Source organism: Pseudomonas sp. TWP3-2, from assembly GCF_049897765.1.
Taxonomy (GTDB): Bacteria; Pseudomonadota; Gammaproteobacteria; order Pseudomonadales; family Pseudomonadaceae; genus Aquipseudomonas.
The window spans coordinates 1-16,609 of sequence record NZ_JAFCWW010000024.1; the positions used below are offsets into that span (position 1 = coordinate 1).

Consider the following 16,609-nt stretch of genomic DNA (forward strand, 5'->3'; position numbering starts at 1 on the left):
ACCTTGTTTTTCGCCGGTAACCGACATGTACGCTGGTGTAGCCATGGGTGTGCTCCTTGCTGAAATTGAGAGTGCCCGGAGGCGAAAATCGCCCGGTGGGTGGCTGAACTGTTATCAAGGAACGTGCCAGCTTTGGCGAAGTGCCTGTCAGACGGGGACTTCGTGTCTGTGGTGCAGGATTTTGATCGTTTTTTGATCAGCGGTCATGCGAAAAGTGCGCAAGAAGTTGCGCAGTTGCGCGAAGCACTGCGCAACTTCTTGCGCACTTGGCTACAGGCCTTGCAGCGTAAGGCCTGTAGCGGTTTTTGGGGGTGTTTTATTACGGGCTACTGCGCAACTTCTTGCGCAGTATGGCCCGGCGCTATCATCGAACGATTTCCCAAGGCTGACGGTCAATCACTGACACATTCCTCAACCAAGTGAGAACGACATGAGAATCCTGATGGTGCTGACGTCCCACGATCAATTGGGCGATACCGGCAAGAAAACCGGCTTCTGGCTGGAGGAATTTGCTGCACCGTATTACGTGTTCAAGGACGCCGGTGCGCAGTTGACTCTGGCGTCGCCCAAGGGCGGTCAGCCACCGCTGGATCCGAAGAGTGACGAGCCGGATGCACAGACCGAAGCCACCCAGCGCTTTCGCAAGGACTCGGCTGCGCAGCAGGCGTTGGCTGCCACGGTCAAGCTCGATACGGTGAAGGCTGAGGATTTCGATGCAGTGTTCTATCCGGGCGGCCACGGGCCTCTGTGGGACTTGGCCGAAGACCGCCATTCGATTGCGCTGATCGAGGCGTTTCACACTGGTGGGAAGCCGGTGGCGGCGGTGTGCCACGCGCCGGGCGTGTTGCGCCATGTAAAGGCTGCCGATGGTCAGCCGCTTGTTAAGGGCAAACGTGTGACTGGCTTCACCAACACCGAGGAAGAGGCGGTGCAGTTGACCGACGTCGTACCGTTTTTGGTGGAGGATGAGCTGAAGGCCAAGGGTGGGGTTTATTCCAAGGCTGAGGATTGGGCCAGTTATACGGTTGAGGATGGGTTGCTGCTGACGGGGCAGAATCCGGCTTCTTCTGAGGCGACGGCCAGGGCGCTTTTGGCGAAGTTGGGTTGAGTCGTTAGAGATCAAAAGATCGCAGCCTGCGGCAGCTACAAAGGCTGCGATTCTTTCAGTGGGACAAACATTTCTCTATTGAGCGCCGTTGCGTCTCGGCATACAGCGCCAACTCATCAATCGTCGAACGCCCCAGCGCCGTTTCGAATGCCTGACGATTGGAGTGCTCGCCATAGTGCGTCTGCGCCGCGTCCCCGAGATTGGACTGAAAAATCCCCGCTGCGCTGACTGGCAGGAAATCTTCGTACACCAGCGGCTCAGCTTTCACACGGCCATCGCGAAGCAATTCCTGCAGCGATGCAGTACCCGTCCGAGCCGCCGCCAAGCCCTTTTCGGTGACGAAATAGCGAAAGTACGCCAGTTCCTGTTCGCGCATTCCCTCAAGGCTGTCAGGAAATTCGCTGAAATGCTGACTCATCAGCGCGTTGTAACGTGCGGCGTTGGCTTCATTGGGAAACTCACCGAGTTCATCCCGCGCCGCATTCAGCAGCCGGTCATACAGCGCGCGGCCCTTGGGCGTCAGCGCCGCGCCGCGTTGTTCGATTTCTCCGAAGCGCGCGCTGTGGCTGCCGTGGGTTTGTGTCTGGTCGGTGAAGGCAATCGGTTCATCCAGCGCCTTGAAACTGGTCTGACGCAGCAGAATCGGACACTGCCGACGCGGTGGGCCTTCGATAACCGCTTTGGGCGTGATGCCATGCAGCGGCATCTGCGCTTGCACGCTGTCGATATCCAGCGTGCGCGGGGTCAGGTGATTGATGTGTGGGCCTTTGAATGCCACCACATCGGCGATCAGGCGATGTTGGGCGCTCAGCGTCTGATACTGCGCGGCGCTGACGGTTGCGCTGTGATGCCAGCGAAAAGTCTCCAGCGCCTGTAGGACGAAGTCGGCAGATTCAGCCTCGGTCAGTCCGCCAGCAAGCTCGGCACGCTCGATCAGTTGCAGAGCTTGCGCGGTGAAAATCGAACGCTTTTCCAGCACCGACTCAGCGAACGCCCGCAGCGCAGGATCTTCGATCAACTCCAGACGCAACAACGAGGTAAACACTCGAAACGGACTGACCTGCAACGCATCCTCATGCACCGCACGAAATGCCGTGGAATGCACCGGCACACCCGCCGGAGTCAGATCGTAATAGCCCACCGGCTGCATACCCATCACCGCAAACAGGCGGGCGAGGGTGGCCAACTCTGCGGCGGTGCCAACGCGGATTGCGCCGTGGCGCTCCATGTCCAGGCGCTCGATTTCGCCGGTGCTGTGCAGTTGTCGGGCGATCTGCGGCTGGCGTTCGAGCACTTCACGGTTGGTTTTTTCCACCAATTCCATCAGTGCGCCGTACAGCGGCACTTCTTCGCGGTACATGTCGGACATCGCTCTGGAGAAGCGTTGGCGGATCAGGTCGGGGCTGACGAAAGGCTGCGCGGTCATGAAAAAAATTCCTGGCACGGTCACGTAAAGGATGTGGGAAAAGATCGCAGCCTTCGCCCACGCGGGCAAACGAAGAATCCTACGAACTTCATTCTGCCAACGACTGATCCATCACACGACCTCGCGCGAATTTTCCCCAAGAAACTCGCGGTACAAGCGCGCGGTGCTGGCCGGTTGCTCGACCATCGGCATGTGCCCGACGCCGTCCCAAACATCGACGCGCAAATTGGCGATGCCCTTGCTCCACACCGGCACGCTGCTGACGTCGATCAAGCGATCCTTACGCCCCCAGAGCAACAGCGCCGGGCATTTGATGTCGGGCAGTTTTGGTTCCATCGGCGGGCTGGCGCGAAAATCGCGGAATATTTCTTCCAGTTCGTCGCGCTGCTGCTCATAACGCTGGGCCATAGCATCGAGCACCAGACCGGGCACCCAAGGTGGCGTGGCCATGGTCATCGCGTAGAAATTGCGGAATTCTTCGCGCGAGTTGATCAGGAACGGATTGTGCCCGCGCGCCAGATGACGCTCCATGTCGCTCGGTTCCGGGGCGGTGACGCCAGCCGGGTCGATCAATGCCAGCGAAGCGATGCGCTCGGGATAGGTCGCCGCCAGCCAGGCGGCAATGTAGCCGCCCATCGAGTTGCCGATAACGTGGACTTTTTCCACGCCGCACACGTCGAGCAACTGGATCATGCGTTTGGCCTGCACGGCGATGTCGTAACCGCCGCCAGCCTTGAAGCCGGTTTCACCGTGGCCGGCCAGGTCCGGAATGATCACTCGGTACTGGCCGACAAAATGCCGGGCGCAGCGCAGCCACAGATTCTTGTCGGCGCTGAAGCCGTGCAGCATCAAGATCGTGCTCGACGCCTCGTACGGCCCACCTTGCCAGGTCGATACCGTCATCTCGGCGATCGGTACCTCAATCTTGTGCAGCCGGTACAGCTTGGCCTCGGCAGCCATGCTCCAGTCATAGAACCAGTGGCCGATGGTCGGGTAAGTCAACCAGCTCCAGGCCGCGAAAACCGCGATAGCCACAAACAGCAAAAGCATCTGACGTCTTCCTTCTACGTGTTCAGGACAGAATGTGGTCGGCCGGTTTCAGCGCCCGGGTCAAACGGTGGTAGCTGAAACTGAAGCCCGGAAACATCGCGATCACATGACCGCTCTTGCTTTGATACCAACTGTGACAGCCACCGGTTTTCCAGACTGTGCGCTCCATCTCACGGTGGATCATTGCAGTGTAGGTACGTTCTGCCTCGCGGCGAACTTCAATGCTGCGCAAGCCTTTTGCCTGCACGGTGCGGATGCAGTCGAGGATGTAATTCATCTGCGATTCGATGATGAACAGCGCCGAAGTGTGGCCAATGCCGGTGTTCGGTCCGGTGACGATAAACAGGTTGGGAAAATCCGGCAGGCTGGTGCCGAGGTAGGCGCGTGGGTATTGCGCCCAGACATCGCGCAGTTGCACGGCGTTTTTTCCGCTGACTGGGTAGGAAATCACCCCGTCGGTGGCGTCGTAACCGGTCGACCACACGATCAGATCGACATCGATGTGCTTGCCGTCGCTGGTGATCAGGCCGGTTTCGTCGATCGCGGCGATGCCTTGTTCGCGGTTGTGCAGACTCACGTTGGGGCGGGTCAGCGCCGGGTAGTAAGTGCTGGAAACCAACACCCGTTTGCAGCCGATAGTGAAGTCCGGCGTGAGTTTTTGCTGGAGTTCGGCATCAGAAATCTGGCGTTTGAGGAATTTCAGCGCCTGGCGCTGCACCATGTGAATCGCCGGTTTTGAATATTTGAAGGCGATGACGCGGGTTTCGAACTGCCAATAGATCATCCAGCGCAGCAGCTTGTAGGCCGGTTTCAGCCCCAGCAGCCAGCGCTGAAATCGGCCGAAGGTGCGGTCGGCACGCGGCAGCACCCAGTGCGGCGTGCGCTGGAAGACGTGCAGATGTTCGACATCAGCGGCGATTGCCGGAATCACCTGCGCAGCGCTGGCACCACTGCCGACAATCGCTACGCGTTTACCCCGATAGTCGTAGCTATGATCCCAATTGTTTGTATGAAAGGTCTTGCCTTGAAAGCGATCCTTCCCGGCGACGTGTGGGATCACCGGTTGGCTCAGTGGCCCGCTGGCGTTGATCAGGAACTGCGCATAAAAAATCCCCTTGGTGCTGGTGTGCACCGTCCAGTGTTTCTTGCTCTCGTCCCACTCGACACGCTCGACGTTGGCCTCCAGCTCCACACGCTCACGCAGGCCAAAATGCTCGGCCACATGTTCGGTGTAACGCTGCAGTTCGGCCTGCCCGGCGAACATTTGCGTCCAGCGATAGGGCGCGAACGACAGCGAGTAAAGCGGGGAGGGCACATCCACCGCTGCACCGGGGTAGGTGTTCTGGCACCAGGTGCCGCCAAAGAAGTCGCGACGCTCCAGCAGGCGAAAATCGTCGATTCCGGCCTTGAGCAAATTGACCGCCGCGCATTGGCCGCCGAATCCGCTGCCGATGATCAACACTTTATAGGTCTGCATGCGCCTCCTTCTTAGAGTGTTTTTTCCGATTTGCTCACCTCATGTATAGCCAATGATTCGCCTGGTGGGCGGTCGCAATAACGAGGTATTTCACCCGCTGGCCGGTGATGGCTATTTAACGTTGCCCTGTTAGACTCCCAGCACATCCGTGTTCCGGGATGCGCTGCTGCGTTGAGTGCTCGAGGCCCTTATGGCAAGAACGGGAGGAAAGGGACTTTCATTGGCCAGGAGGCTGTACACGTCGCGAATCCTCGGGTTGGTTCTGGGGCTGTTGTGCGTGAGCGTTGCGATGTACCCGCTCGATCCGCCGAAGTGGGTCTGGGCGTTGATGTTTTTCAATGGCCTGATCTGGCCGCATCTGGCATTTCAATGGGCGCGCCGCGCCGTAGTTCCTTTTCACGCCGAACACCGTAATCTGTTGATCGACGCATTTATGGGCGGCTTCTGGGTGGCGGCCATGCACTTCAATCCATTGCCCAGTGCCATGACCGTTTCGATGATGGCGATGAACAACGTCGCCATTGGCGGTCCGCGTTTTCTGCTGGCCGGTACAGCCGCGCAAGTGCTTGGTGTTGCGGTCGGGCTGGTGGTGTTTGCGCCGGCGTTTGTGCCCCTGACCACGCCGGCGCAGCTGTATGCCTGCCTGCCGCTGTTGATGCTGTATCCGCTGGCGCTGGGCTGGATCTGTTTCCGCCAGGCCTACACGCTCGGCGTGCATAAACGTGAACTGCTGGCGCTGAGCCGCACCGACAGCCTCACCGGTCTGCTCAACCACGGCGCGTGGAAGGATCAACTGGAGATCGAATTCCAGCGCTGCCGACTCCAGCACAAGGGCGCGGCGATTGCGCTGATCGACATCGACCATTTCAAATCTATCAACGACACCTACGGCCATGTGGCGGGCGACATCGTCCTGCGCCAGCTCAGCAAAATGCTCAAGCACAACTTGCGCGCCGCCGATGTCGCCGGGCGTTATGGTGGCGACGAGTTCTGCGTGATCCTGCCGGACCTGCCGCTGTTCAACGCAGCCCAAGCCATGGAGGCGTTGCGCGAGCGTTTCGCTATCCTCGGCTACGATCAGAACCCGGCGCTAAAAGTCAGCTTGAGCATCGGGCTGGCTGCGCTCGATCCGGGCCACACCGATGCCACGCGCTGGCTGAATGACGCGGATCAGGCCCTCTACGAAGCCAAGGCCGGCGGGCGCAATCGGGTGATCTGTTGCAGTGACAGCCCGCCACGCCGTGAAGTGCTCGGTTCGGTCTAGGTCTTGGCGAGGTCGCATCCGGTATAGAGCCTTGGCGCGATGTCGGGTACGGTTGAGTACCCCCGACGCGAAACAAGGATCGATTCATGACGTGCAATTTTCCGCGCTCCCTGCTGGCTGCCGGCCTCGGCCTGACGCTCACCTTTGCCGCCTCTGGCGCCTTCGCCGAGCCGCACAAGCAAGTGTTGGCCGACGCCGAACAGTACAAACCCGAAGCTCTGAAACTGCTGGAGAAACTAGTCAACATCGACTCTGGTTCCGGCGATGAAGCGGGCCTGAAGAAAGTCAGCGACATCGCCATCGACGAGTTGAAAAAACTCGGCGCGACCATCGAACTGGTACCCAACACTCCAGAAAAAACCAACCACGTCCTCGCCACGTTCAAAGGCACCGGCAAGGCGAAAATCCTGCTGATGGCGCACATGGACACGGTGTTCAAGGAAGGCTCTGCCGCCGAGCGCCCGTTCCACATCAAGGATGGCCGCGCCTATGGGCCGGGGGTGATGGACGACAAGGGCGGCATCGTCGCCGGGATCTACGCGCTGAAAGTCCTCAAGAATCTCGACTTCAAGGATTACGCGCAGATCACTTTCCTGCTCGACGCCAGTGAAGAAACCGGCTCGGACGTCGCAACCGACCTGATCAAGAAAACCGCCAAGCTGCACGACGTGACCCTTAATCTTGAGCCGGGGCGTCCGGCTGACGGACTGGTGGTGTGGCGCAAGGGCAGTGCTACGGCGCTGGTCGAAGTCAAAGGCAAAGCTGCGCACGCCGGGGTCGCGCCGGAACTGGGGCGCAACGCGGCGATGGAGGCGGCGCACCAGATTTTGCAACTGGGCAAACTTGGCGATGAGGCGAAGAAAACCACCATCAACTTCACCGTGCTCAAGGCTGGTGACCGGACCAACGTGATTCCGGATCAGGCAATCGCCAAGGCTGACGTGCGCGCGGCGGTGCCCGAGGAGTTCGACCGGATCGAGAAGGATCTGGCGCGAGTGTCGCAGGACAAATTGATTGCAGACACGACCGTGACCACCACTCTGCAACGCGGCCTGCCTCCGATGCCGCAGACGCCGGAGTCGGATCGTTTGATGGCGATGGCGCAGGGGATTTATGGCGAGCTGGGGCGCAAGCTTACTGAAGAAGGCAGTGGCGGGGCGGCAGATGCGAGTTTGTCGGCCGGGGTTGGCACGCCGACGCTGGACGGGTTCGGGATTGTTGGCGGGAATATTCATACGCCAGAGGAATATGCCGAGGTCGAGAGTGTGGCGCCGCGGATTTATCTTTTGTCGCGGATGATTATGGAGTTGGCGAAGGGCCAGTGACGAGATACAGCCTGAAAGCCCCTCACCCCAGCCCTCTCCCCGAGGGAGAGGGGGCCGACTGAGGTGTCTCGCGTTGTACATCGACCTGAAGAACCGAGTCGATTATGGTTTCGGTAAAGCAGATTCAGGTCGATGAATGTCCCGAGCATCCCCGGATCGGTCCCCTCTACCTCTGGGCGGTCCGACGTTTCGGGAGGGCTAGGGTGAGGGCCAGATCTAAAGCCGAACACCGCCAGCGAAATCACCCCACAACTATCGGTTTTTTGTCGTGCGCGATCTGGCGGACACGTTCTCCAGCCTCAGCCTGCTGGGCATTTCCGGTTGTGATCTGACGCGGGTGACCAGCGCGGTGCATCTGTTGATGCGCGAAGGTTGTGCGATTCTGGATGTGATTCAGATGCGCGCGATGCAGCGGGAAAAGGCGTATAGCACGCCAGCTTAGCGGTGACGCAGCGGGCCCCATCGCTGGCAAGCCAGCTCCCACAGGGTTGGTGGTAGCCACCAATCCGTGGTCAGCCACAGAATTTGTGGGAGCCTGGCTTGCCAGCGATGGCGTCGGCCGGGCTGCTGCATCACTCTTTAACGCTCATGAATTCCTTGGCCCAGCGAATGTATTCCTCAGGCTGGGTATACGTATGCGTCAGCTCGGTAGCGCTCAGGTCCGAAGCCTGAGCAAACATCTGCCGCTGTTCGCGCAAGCTGTCGTACGTGGCTTTGATCGCGGCAAAGTAAGCGCCGTGACCATCAATCGTCACACGCACACCCAGTTCGGCCAGGCGCTTGTCGTCGCGCAGGGCAGGGTTGCCGTAGGTCACCAGCATCAGCGGCACGCTCAGGTGTTCGGCGATCTGTTCGAGTTGATCGAAGTCCTGAATCCCGACCATGCAAATCCCGTCAGCACCGGCTGCCTGATATTGGCGGGTGCGGCTGATGATTTCCTGGTTCGGCAAAATGCCCGCATTGGTGCGCGCAATGATGGCCATTTCCGAATCGACCCGCGCTTCGAGTGCCGCGCGGATTTTGCCAACGCCTTCGGCGACCGAAATCAGGTCAGTGGATTTGCGGCCGAATTGTGCCGGCAGCAAGGTGTCTTCGATGGTCAGGGCTGCGACACCGGCGCGCTCGAGTTCGACGATGGTGCGCATCACGTTGAGCGCGTTGCCATAACCGTGGTCGGCGTCGGCGATCACCGGCAATTGCGCGACGCGGCCAATGCGCGTGGCCTGTTCGGCGAATTCGCTGAGGGTGATCAAAGCGAAGTCCGGCGCGCCCAGCACCTGCAACGAGGCCACCGAGCCGCCCAGAATTCCTACTTCAAAACCGAGGTCAGCGGCGATGCGCGCCGACATCGGGTCGAACACCGAAGCCGTGTGGTAGCAGGTGTCGGACGCCAGCAGTTGACGGAAGTTACGGCGCAAATCTTGATGAGAAAGCCTGGACATACGAGTTCCACCATACGAAGGAATGGAAAGGCTTGAACAAAGGTGTCAACGCCGAAGGATGAAAAGGCTATCACGCGAAAGGGGCAAGGATCATGACGAATTTGCGTGGCGGTGCTCAGGCCGCCACGGCGTGCTGCTGTTGATTGGGTAACAACACCGCGCGCACCGAGTTGCCCGGTTGCAGTTGCAGGCGTTTGGCGGTCAGACGGTCGATCACCAGACTGCTGCCGACCCGACGCGCGGGGGCGACGGTGATGCGACAGTTTTCCAGGCGCCGATTATGGATCAGCCACAGCGGCGCCTGGTCGTCCGGGGTGCCGACGCTGAGCGTCAGCTCAAGACTGTCGCGCACGGTGCGGATGTTGCGGATCGGCGCTTCGATCACCGGACCGCCGTCGAAAATGTCGATGTAGCCTTTGTGCGCGAAACCTTCGGCCTGGAGGATTTTCAGCGCCTGTTCGGTGTTGGGGTGCGGCTGGCCGATCACCGCTTGCGCCTGTTCGGTGAGCAGGCAGGTATACAGCGGCTGACGCGGCATCAGTTCGGCGATGAAGGATTTATTGCCCAGCCCGGACAAATGATCGGCGTGGCTGAAATCCATCTGGAAGAAGTGCCGACCGAGGCTGTCCCAGAACGGCGAACAACCCAGCTCGTCAGCGCTGCCACGCAATTCGGCAATCATTTTCTCGCCAAACAGCTGCGGGAATTCGGCGACAAACAGCAGCCGTCCCAGCGATAGCAAGCGCCCATTGCTGCCGTGACGCTGGTCGTGGCGCAGAAACAGCGAGCACAGTTCCGATTGGCCGGTCAGTTCGTTATTGAGAAACAGCGTCGGGATCTGCCGCTGAATGCCCAGATCCGGCGCCGAGCTGACGGTCAGCCCGACGCGATAGTTGTACCAGGGTTCGCGCAGACCGACTGCGCCGGCCATGGCGCTGACGCCGACCACACGTTGTTCGTCGTCTTCGAGCACGAACAGGTAATCGGCGTCAGCACGTTCTACCTGTTCGGCGAACGCGCGTTGTGCCCAGCGCACGCGGTGGGCCAGCCGATCTTCGTTGGCCGGCAGGGTGGTGAACCCCGGGCCGGCCTGTTGCACCAGGGTCATTAACGCTGGCAGGTCGCTGACCAGAACCGGACGGACAATCATGCTGCAACTCCTTTTGCGCGCCTGCTCGGGCACTGTCGTTGGATCGGGGCGCATTTCACAGCGAGGTCAGCCGGATCGTGCTGCCATCGGTCACGTGCAGCGCCGCGCACAGTGCCGGGGTCAGGGCCAGCGGTTGGCCGGGCTGGTAATCGAGTTCGGCGACGATCGCGCGAAAGCCATGCAGCCCGTCATTGCTCAACAAGTAGCGACCGCGAGCATCGATTGTTGCTTGCTGATCGACGGTTGCGGTCTGGCCCTTGGCGATCGAGCGAATGTTCGCAGTGCGCGCATACAAGGTCGGGCCGGCGTCAAACAGGTCGATGTAGCTGTTGGTCTCGAAACCCTCGCGCTCGAGGATGTCGAAGGCCTCTTGGCCATCCGGGTGGACGGCGCCAATGCAGTCCTGTGCAGCCTGAGGCAGCATCGGCACGTAAATCGGATACTGCGGCATCAGTTCGGCGAGAAAGGTCCGGCTCTGCAATCCGCACAGACGCTCGGCCTCGACGTAGGGCAGATCGAAGAAGTGTTTGCCCAGCGCATCCCAGAACGGCGAATGGCCGTTCTCGTCGCTGTAACCGACGATTTCGGTGATCACCGCGTCGGCAAAGCCTCCGCTGTGTGCTGCGATGAACAGCAGGCGTGCGCGCGACAGCAGTTCGGAAAACGGCGTACGCACCAGCCCCGCGTCGATGTGAAAACCACGCAGCAGCGTGTGGCCGCTGAGGTCGTGACACAACGACAGTGCTGGCACGCCGTGTTCAATGTTCAGCTCGCGCGAGGCGCTGGTGAAGTGGCGGTTGCGCAAGCTGTAAAACGGTTCGTTAAAACCGGCGGTGGCGAGAATTTCCGAGCAACCGACGAGTTTCTGGCTATCCAGATCTTCGAGTACGAAGAAGTAGTTCTCCGGGCCTTGCGCCTTCGCCTCGCTATCGAACGACGCGCAGGAACTGGCGATTTTCTCGCGCAGGCGCTCGCTGTCGTCCGGCAGCGACGTGACGCCGACCAGGCTGTCGCGGGCCAGTTGTTGCAGTTGCGGCAGGTCGGTTGGCTCGACTGGGCGTAAGACCAGCATGGATGCACTCCTGTATCAAAGGGTCCGGCGAATTCGCCGAACCTGACTATCACTGTCGGTTGCCACGCATTAAATCGGCGGTCGCCTGATTTGATGTCAGACGCCGCTCTTTTTCTTGTCAGCCATTGCTCGGGTCAGGCAGCGCAGTATTCGCGCCGAGCTTGTTCAGGAAGAACAGATACACCAGGCCCAGTGCAACCCAGATCAGCCCGAGCTTCTGCGCATCGACGCCCATGTTGTACATGATGGCGGCGACGATGATGAAGCCGACCACCGGGCAGATCAGGTGCCGGATCACCTGGCCGGACTTCTGCCGACGCCAGTAGTAATTGATCACGGTCAGATGCAGCAGCATGAAACCGCTGAGGGCACCGAAGTTGACCAGCGAGGTCAGGGTGTCCACCGAGTTGATGAACAGGTAGCAGATCACCAGCGACAGCACAGCCACCAGATAGATGCTCAGGTACGGCGTGTTGTGTTTCGGATGGACCTTGGCCAGCACTTTCGGCAGCTTGCCGTCGCGGGCCATGCCGAACAGCAAACGCGAAACCGCCGCTTGCGAGGTAATCGCCACCGCCACCCCCCAAGCCAACGCCGTGGCGATGCCGGTCAGGGACGCCAGCCAGCTGCCAGCGGCGATTTCGGCGATTTCATAGAACGCAGTGTCAGCCGACTTGAAGCCCATGCCCGCTGCCAGATCGGTAGCGATCCAGGTTTGCGCGACAAAGATCACGCCCATCACCAGCAGTGTGATCAGCGCCGCTTTGCCGACGCTGCGGCCCGGATCGCCCTTGATCTCTTCGGCGAGCGTGGAGATCGCATCGAAGCCGAGGAACGACAGCACTGCAATCGACACCGCTTGCATCAGCAGGGCGAAGTTGAAGGTTTCCGGGTGATACAGCGGCGCCAGCGTCAGTTCCCCGTTGCCGCCACCGTTGTGCAGCGCGTTCCAGGTGTAGAACAGGAAAATCCCCAGTACCACCAATTGCGCCAGCAGAAATACGATGTTGATGCGCGCGGTGAAGGTGATCCCGCGCAGGTTGACGAAAGTCGCGCTGACCAGGAACGCCAGAATGAAGCCGACTTTCGGAATGTCCGGGTACAAATGGTTGAGCGCCATCGCCGCATAGACGTAGAGCAGCGGCGGAATCAGCAGGTAATCGAGCAGCATCAGCCAGCCGGCGATGAAGCCGACGTGTTGATTCAAGCCACGCTGGGCGTAGGAATACACCGAGCCGGCAATCGGAAATGCGCGGGCCATGCTGCCGTAACTGAGCGCGGTAAACAGCATCGCGACCATGCCGATGATATAGGCCAGCGGCACCATCCCCGGCGCCTCGGCGTTGACGTAGCCATACACGCCGAACGGGGCGATGGGGATCATGAAGATCATCCCGTAGACCACCAGGTCGGTCAGCGTCAGGCTGCGTTTCAACTCCTGTTTGTAGCCGAATTGTTCTATTTCCATGCAGCGCCACTCCTTGTCAGGCAATCGGTCGTTTTAGTTGTTCTATCGATCCATCGTTTACCGCGTCAGCATTGTTTCGTTACAGCAGTGGAGCGAGATAACCGGCCCAGCGCGACACCGCCTCGGGAGTGCGCAACAGATCGTTGCGTACCTCGATCAGCACCGATTGCAGACCCCGGGCATCGCCGTGCACCGGCACGGTCATGTCGGCCAGCGGGTCGATCTTGTACGGCTGATTTCCGGCGACTTTCAGCGGCTGCTGGCCGAGGCCGTCGAGAATGCGCCGGGCATATTCTTTGGCCTGACCGAACAACACGCCGGCTTCCAGTTCGCGCGGCTGGCCGTAATAAATCGGGGTGAAACTGTGAATTCCTACCACACGCACCGTCCGGCCCTCGGCCAGGCGCGCATCGATCAGCTGTTGCAGGCGCGTGTGAAACGGCTTGAACAGCGTTTGGCGGCGGTATTCGCGCGTGGCTTCGTCCAGCTCGCGGTTGCCCGGCACCTGATAAATCTCGCTCTGCGCCGGGATGCTGTCCGGGGCATGCCGTGGGCGATTGAGGTCGATCAACAGTCGTGAATAGTTGGCGCTCAACAGGGTGGCGCCGAGTTGTTCCGACAGTTGCTCGGCCAGTTCCCGCGCGCCGATATCCCAGGCAATGTGTTCACGCGCGGCAGCCTCGTCCAGGCCCAGATTGTTCAGGGCTTCGGGGATGTAATGGCTGGCGTGCTCGCACACCAGAATCAGCGGGTGCGTCGAGTCTGCGCGGCTCAGGTTGTAGACCGGTCGGGTGTACAACCCAAGCTCGGCGGATTCAGTACAGGCGTGCATAGTGCTCACACAAGTCAGCGGGCGAGAGCTGTTCCGTCAGCGCCAGCTCCTCGGTTTTAAGGGCGAAAAAGGTGTCGAGCAACGCGGCGGGCAACGCCGCAATCAGCGCCTCGCTGCGACGCAGGCAATCCAGCGCCTGCGCCAGTGAGGCGGGCAGGGCGACGATGCCCCGCGCCTTGCGTTGTTCGCTGTTGAGTGAATCGGGAATGTCATCGGTGATCGCATTCAGCGCCAGACGTTGTTCGATGCCCAGCCGCCCGGCGATCAACAGCGCAGCCATCGCCAGATGCGGCGAGGCAGTCGCGTCCATCGCGCGAAATTCCAGGTTGTACTGCGCCGCCACGGATTTGCTGCCCAGGCTCACGGTCGGACAGATGCGCAGCGCCGCTTCACGGTTTTGCTGCCCGAGGCACGCGTAGGATGCGCTCCAGTGATGCGGCTGCAAGCGCTCGTACGAAACCGGGGTCGGCGCGGTAAATGCACACAGCGCCGGCAAGTAATGCAGCACGCCGGCGGCCCAGTGCTGGCCGAGGGTCGACAGGCCATTGCTGGTGCCCGCGTCGTACAAAATCGGCTGACCGCCCAGATCGAGCAGGCTGACGTGCAGGTGCACGCCGTTGCACACTGCGTCGGCGGAGGTTTTCGGCGCGAAGCTCAGATCCAGTCCCATCTGCCGGGCGATCTCGCGGGTGATCTCGCGCACGTTGACGGCACGATCCGCCGCCGCCACGCCAAAGGTCGGGCGGCAGGTGATTTCGTATTGATGCTTGCCATATTCCGGCAGGAACATTTCCGGCTCGACCCCGCCAGCACGCAGCGCGCTAAGCAGCCAGCCACCGAATTCCGCACCTTGACGCTGCGCTTCAAGCGAGAACGCCAAGTGCTCGGCAAAGCCTGCATGCAGATTGAATTCGTGTTCGAACGCGGCGTTGACCTGCAAGCCGAGTTGATCGCGATAACGCTCGATTTCATCCCGTAACAACGTGCGCGGGCAGGCGCCCCACGGCCGGCCATCGGTCTCGCGGATGTCGCCATGGATGAAATCCAGCGCTGGCGCCGAGGTGTCCGGGCCATTGCCGACGGTCACACGGCTGGCCAGATCGGGAATCAGCCGCAGATCACCATACGCGCCCCACGGATTGGTCGAGGCGATGACATCCTGCGGCGTCAACGCGCTGTTGGCCGGCACCCAGCCGCAACCGGCAGCCTGGTAATGCTCCAGCTCATCGGTGGGAAACGAGCGACCACGGGTAATGCCGATCAGGTCAGTGGTGACGATGGTGGTCATCGGCAACGGCGTCAGGCGCTCGCTCATGGCTGCATCTCCTGCAAACGGCCGAGCACGCTGTCGGTGTCAGTGATCCAGCAGTAACCCTTGATCGCATTCAGGCACGCATCATGTCGCGCCTCGGTGTAGGTCGCGCAGGCGTCGGCCACCAGCGTCACCAGATAGCCACGGTCGGCGGCGTCGCGCACGGCCATGTCCACGCATTGGTCAGTGACGATGCCGGCGATGATCAGATGCCGGGTTTCGAGGTTGCGCAGCACGTAATCAATGTTGGTCGAGTTGAAAACACCGGAGGAAGTCTTCGGCAGGACGATTTCATTTTCTACCGGGGTCAGCTCTGCAATGATCTGCGCCTGCGGACTGCCCTTGGGCAAGTGCATGTCCGACAGTTTGTGATCGAGCGAGCGGTCGCGGCCGTCAGCGGTCAGGCTTTCGATCAGCGTGTGCAATACGTTCTGCCGCGCATTGCGGAAAGCGTTGAGCAGGCGAACTTGATTGGGCACCACTTGCGTGCGGGTTCGATTGAGGAAGTACGCGGCGTCCGGCTCGTCGAGGTGCGGGTCGAACTGCGGCTCGAGCCACGCGCGCTGCATGTCCACCAGCAACAGCGCGGTGTGCTCGGTGACAAACGGCAGGTCCCGAGGCGAACGGTGGGGAAGGCTGAACATCCTTATTTATCCTCCAGCAAGTGAGTGTTGAAGTCGTTGCGCAAGGCGTCGATGCCTTCCAGGCGATCGGCCAGATCCGGGCTGCGCAACGTCAGACAGGCGATCAACGCTTCGACCTGAGCCAGCGCCGGGACCATGGTGTCGAACGGCGACGCCGATTCCACCGGGGCGCTGATGATCAGGTCGGCCATTTCACGCAGCGGCGAGGCATAGATGTCAGTAAACAGCACCACACGCGCGTTGCTGTTCTTCGCGGCGCTGGCCACGCGCAGAGCCTGGGTCTGGTAGCGGCGATAGTCGAACACCAGCACCACGTCCTGACGTTGCAGGTCGAACAGGCGATCCGGCAGTTGCGGGTTGTCTTCCAGCGCAAAGCAACCGGGGCGCAGCAGGCGCAGGTGATTGAGCAGGTAAGTCGCCATCAGGCTGCTGAAACGCCCGCCAAAGCAGTACACCTGATGCCGCGTGTCGAGCAGCCAGTCGGTGAGGATGCGCACATCTTCGGGTTGCGTCAGCGATTGGGTTTCACCTAACTGGCGCTGACTGTCGGCCAGATAATGGCTCCACGCATCGTCCTTGTTCTGATGCGAACGCGGTTGTAACAGAGTGCGCGGCGATCGCAGGCGATGATCCATGTCGCTGAGCAGCGCGTCCTGGAATTCGGCATAGCCGCCGAAACCGAGTTTCTTCACCAGTCGCACGATGGTCGGATCGCTGACGCCAGCATGTTCGGCCAGACGTGCCATTGGCCCGAGGCCATTGCGCGGGTACTGATCGAGCAAGGCGCGAACGACTTTGCGCTCCGACGGCGTCAATTCCAGGCCGGGGTCGGTGATCAGGTCTCTAAGAGGGGGCATCCGGGCTCCTGCTGGATGGGGGGATGTTGAATCTGCTTCATAATCCGTTAAAACAGTATTTATGTAACTGACGCTACATGTCTAGTGAATTTTTAGCCGATACGTTTGAGCTTTTAAATCGTGTAAGACGCCTGTGTAGCAGGGGTTACATGGATGTCGATCGTGGTTGTAGTCCATCGCCC

At 60.5% G+C, this 16,609-nt stretch carries 14 protein-coding genes and 1 pseudogene; 4 read left to right on the plus strand and 11 right to left on the minus strand.

The window, feature by feature from the left end; all coding sequences use genetic code 11:
* Positions 1-430: 430 nt before the first annotated feature.
* Positions 431-1,108 (plus strand): type 1 glutamine amidotransferase domain-containing protein, encoded by a 678-nt coding sequence (locus ACP7EE_RS24155; protein ID WP_426237238.1) that lies wholly within the window; start codon positions 431-433, stop codon positions 1,106-1,108.
* A gap of 55 nt (positions 1,109-1,163) precedes the next feature.
* Here ACP7EE_RS24155 and hglS read toward each other — a convergent pair whose 3' ends face one another.
* From hglS to ACP7EE_RS24170, 3 genes are all read right to left on the minus strand, one after another.
* Complete coding sequence (gene hglS, locus ACP7EE_RS24160) at positions 1,164-2,534, minus strand: 2-oxoadipate dioxygenase/decarboxylase HglS (protein ID WP_426237240.1); 1,371 nt, start codon at positions 2,532-2,534, stop codon at positions 1,164-1,166.
* A 111-nt stretch (positions 2,535-2,645) separates the two neighbouring features.
* The gene (locus tag ACP7EE_RS24165) at positions 2,646-3,584 is read right to left on the minus strand and encodes an alpha/beta fold hydrolase (RefSeq protein ID WP_426206535.1); all 939 of its coding nucleotides are present in this window, start codon (positions 3,582-3,584) and stop codon (positions 2,646-2,648) included.
* A 22-nt stretch (positions 3,585-3,606) separates the two neighbouring features.
* Entirely contained in the window at positions 3,607-5,061 is a 1,455-nt protein-coding gene (locus ACP7EE_RS24170; protein ID WP_426237242.1) for a flavin-containing monooxygenase, read from the minus strand.
* Between the two features lie 190 nt (positions 5,062-5,251).
* Here ACP7EE_RS24170 and ACP7EE_RS24175 point away from each other — a divergent pair, with 190 nt between their 5' ends.
* From ACP7EE_RS24175 to ACP7EE_RS24185, 3 genes and pseudogenes are all read left to right on the plus strand, one after another.
* Entirely contained in the window at positions 5,252-6,325 is a 1,074-nt protein-coding gene (locus tag ACP7EE_RS24175; RefSeq protein WP_426237244.1) for a diguanylate cyclase, read from the plus strand.
* 86 nt (positions 6,326-6,411) lie between these two features.
* A complete protein-coding gene (locus tag ACP7EE_RS24180) occupies positions 6,412-7,650 on the plus strand; it encodes a M20/M25/M40 family metallo-hydrolase (RefSeq protein WP_426237246.1) in 1,239 nt (412 codons plus the stop codon).
* Positions 7,651-7,903: 253 nt separating this feature from the next.
* Positions 7,904-8,092: pseudogene (locus ACP7EE_RS24185) on the plus strand (hypothetical protein); the annotation flags it as partial.
* 130 nt (positions 8,093-8,222) lie between these two features.
* Here ACP7EE_RS24185 and ACP7EE_RS24190 read toward each other — a convergent pair.
* From ACP7EE_RS24190 to ACP7EE_RS24225, 8 genes are all read right to left on the minus strand, one after another.
* Positions 8,223-9,092 carry an isocitrate lyase/PEP mutase family protein gene (locus ACP7EE_RS24190; protein ID WP_420649508.1) on the minus strand — a complete coding sequence of 290 codons (870 nt, stop codon included), beginning with the start codon at positions 9,090-9,092 and terminating at the stop codon, positions 8,223-8,225.
* A gap of 115 nt (positions 9,093-9,207) precedes the next feature.
* Positions 9,208-10,242 (minus strand): arginine N-succinyltransferase, encoded by a 1,035-nt coding sequence (gene astA, locus ACP7EE_RS24195; protein ID WP_426206540.1) that lies wholly within the window; start codon positions 10,240-10,242, stop codon positions 9,208-9,210.
* Between the two features lie 55 nt (positions 10,243-10,297).
* Entirely contained in the window at positions 10,298-11,314 is a 1,017-nt protein-coding gene (locus tag ACP7EE_RS24200; RefSeq protein ID WP_426237248.1) for an arginine N-succinyltransferase, read from the minus strand.
* Between the two features lie 118 nt (positions 11,315-11,432).
* Positions 11,433-12,782: an APC family permease gene (locus tag ACP7EE_RS24205; RefSeq protein ID WP_426237250.1), complete on the minus strand. Its 1,350-nt coding sequence runs from the start codon at positions 12,780-12,782 to the stop codon at positions 11,433-11,435.
* Between the two features lie 79 nt (positions 12,783-12,861).
* The gene (locus tag ACP7EE_RS24210; protein WP_426237252.1) at positions 12,862-13,614 is read right to left on the minus strand and encodes an N-formylglutamate amidohydrolase; all 753 of its coding nucleotides are present in this window, start codon (positions 13,612-13,614) and stop codon (positions 12,862-12,864) included.
* Entirely contained in the window at positions 13,598-14,929 is a 1,332-nt protein-coding gene (locus tag ACP7EE_RS24215) for a glutamine synthetase (protein ID WP_426237254.1), read from the minus strand. Before ACP7EE_RS24215 ends, ACP7EE_RS24210 begins: the two co-directional genes overlap by 17 nt.
* Positions 14,926-15,570, minus strand: a complete 645-nt coding sequence (locus ACP7EE_RS24220; protein WP_426237256.1) for an isochorismatase family cysteine hydrolase — start codon at positions 15,568-15,570, stop codon at positions 14,926-14,928. The genes ACP7EE_RS24215 and ACP7EE_RS24220 overlap by 4 nt, the downstream gene beginning before the upstream one ends.
* 2 nt (positions 15,571-15,572) lie before the next feature.
* Positions 15,573-16,427: a MurR/RpiR family transcriptional regulator gene (locus tag ACP7EE_RS24225; RefSeq protein WP_426237258.1), complete on the minus strand. Its 855-nt coding sequence runs from the start codon at positions 16,425-16,427 to the stop codon at positions 15,573-15,575.
* Positions 16,428-16,609 lie beyond the last annotated feature (182 nt).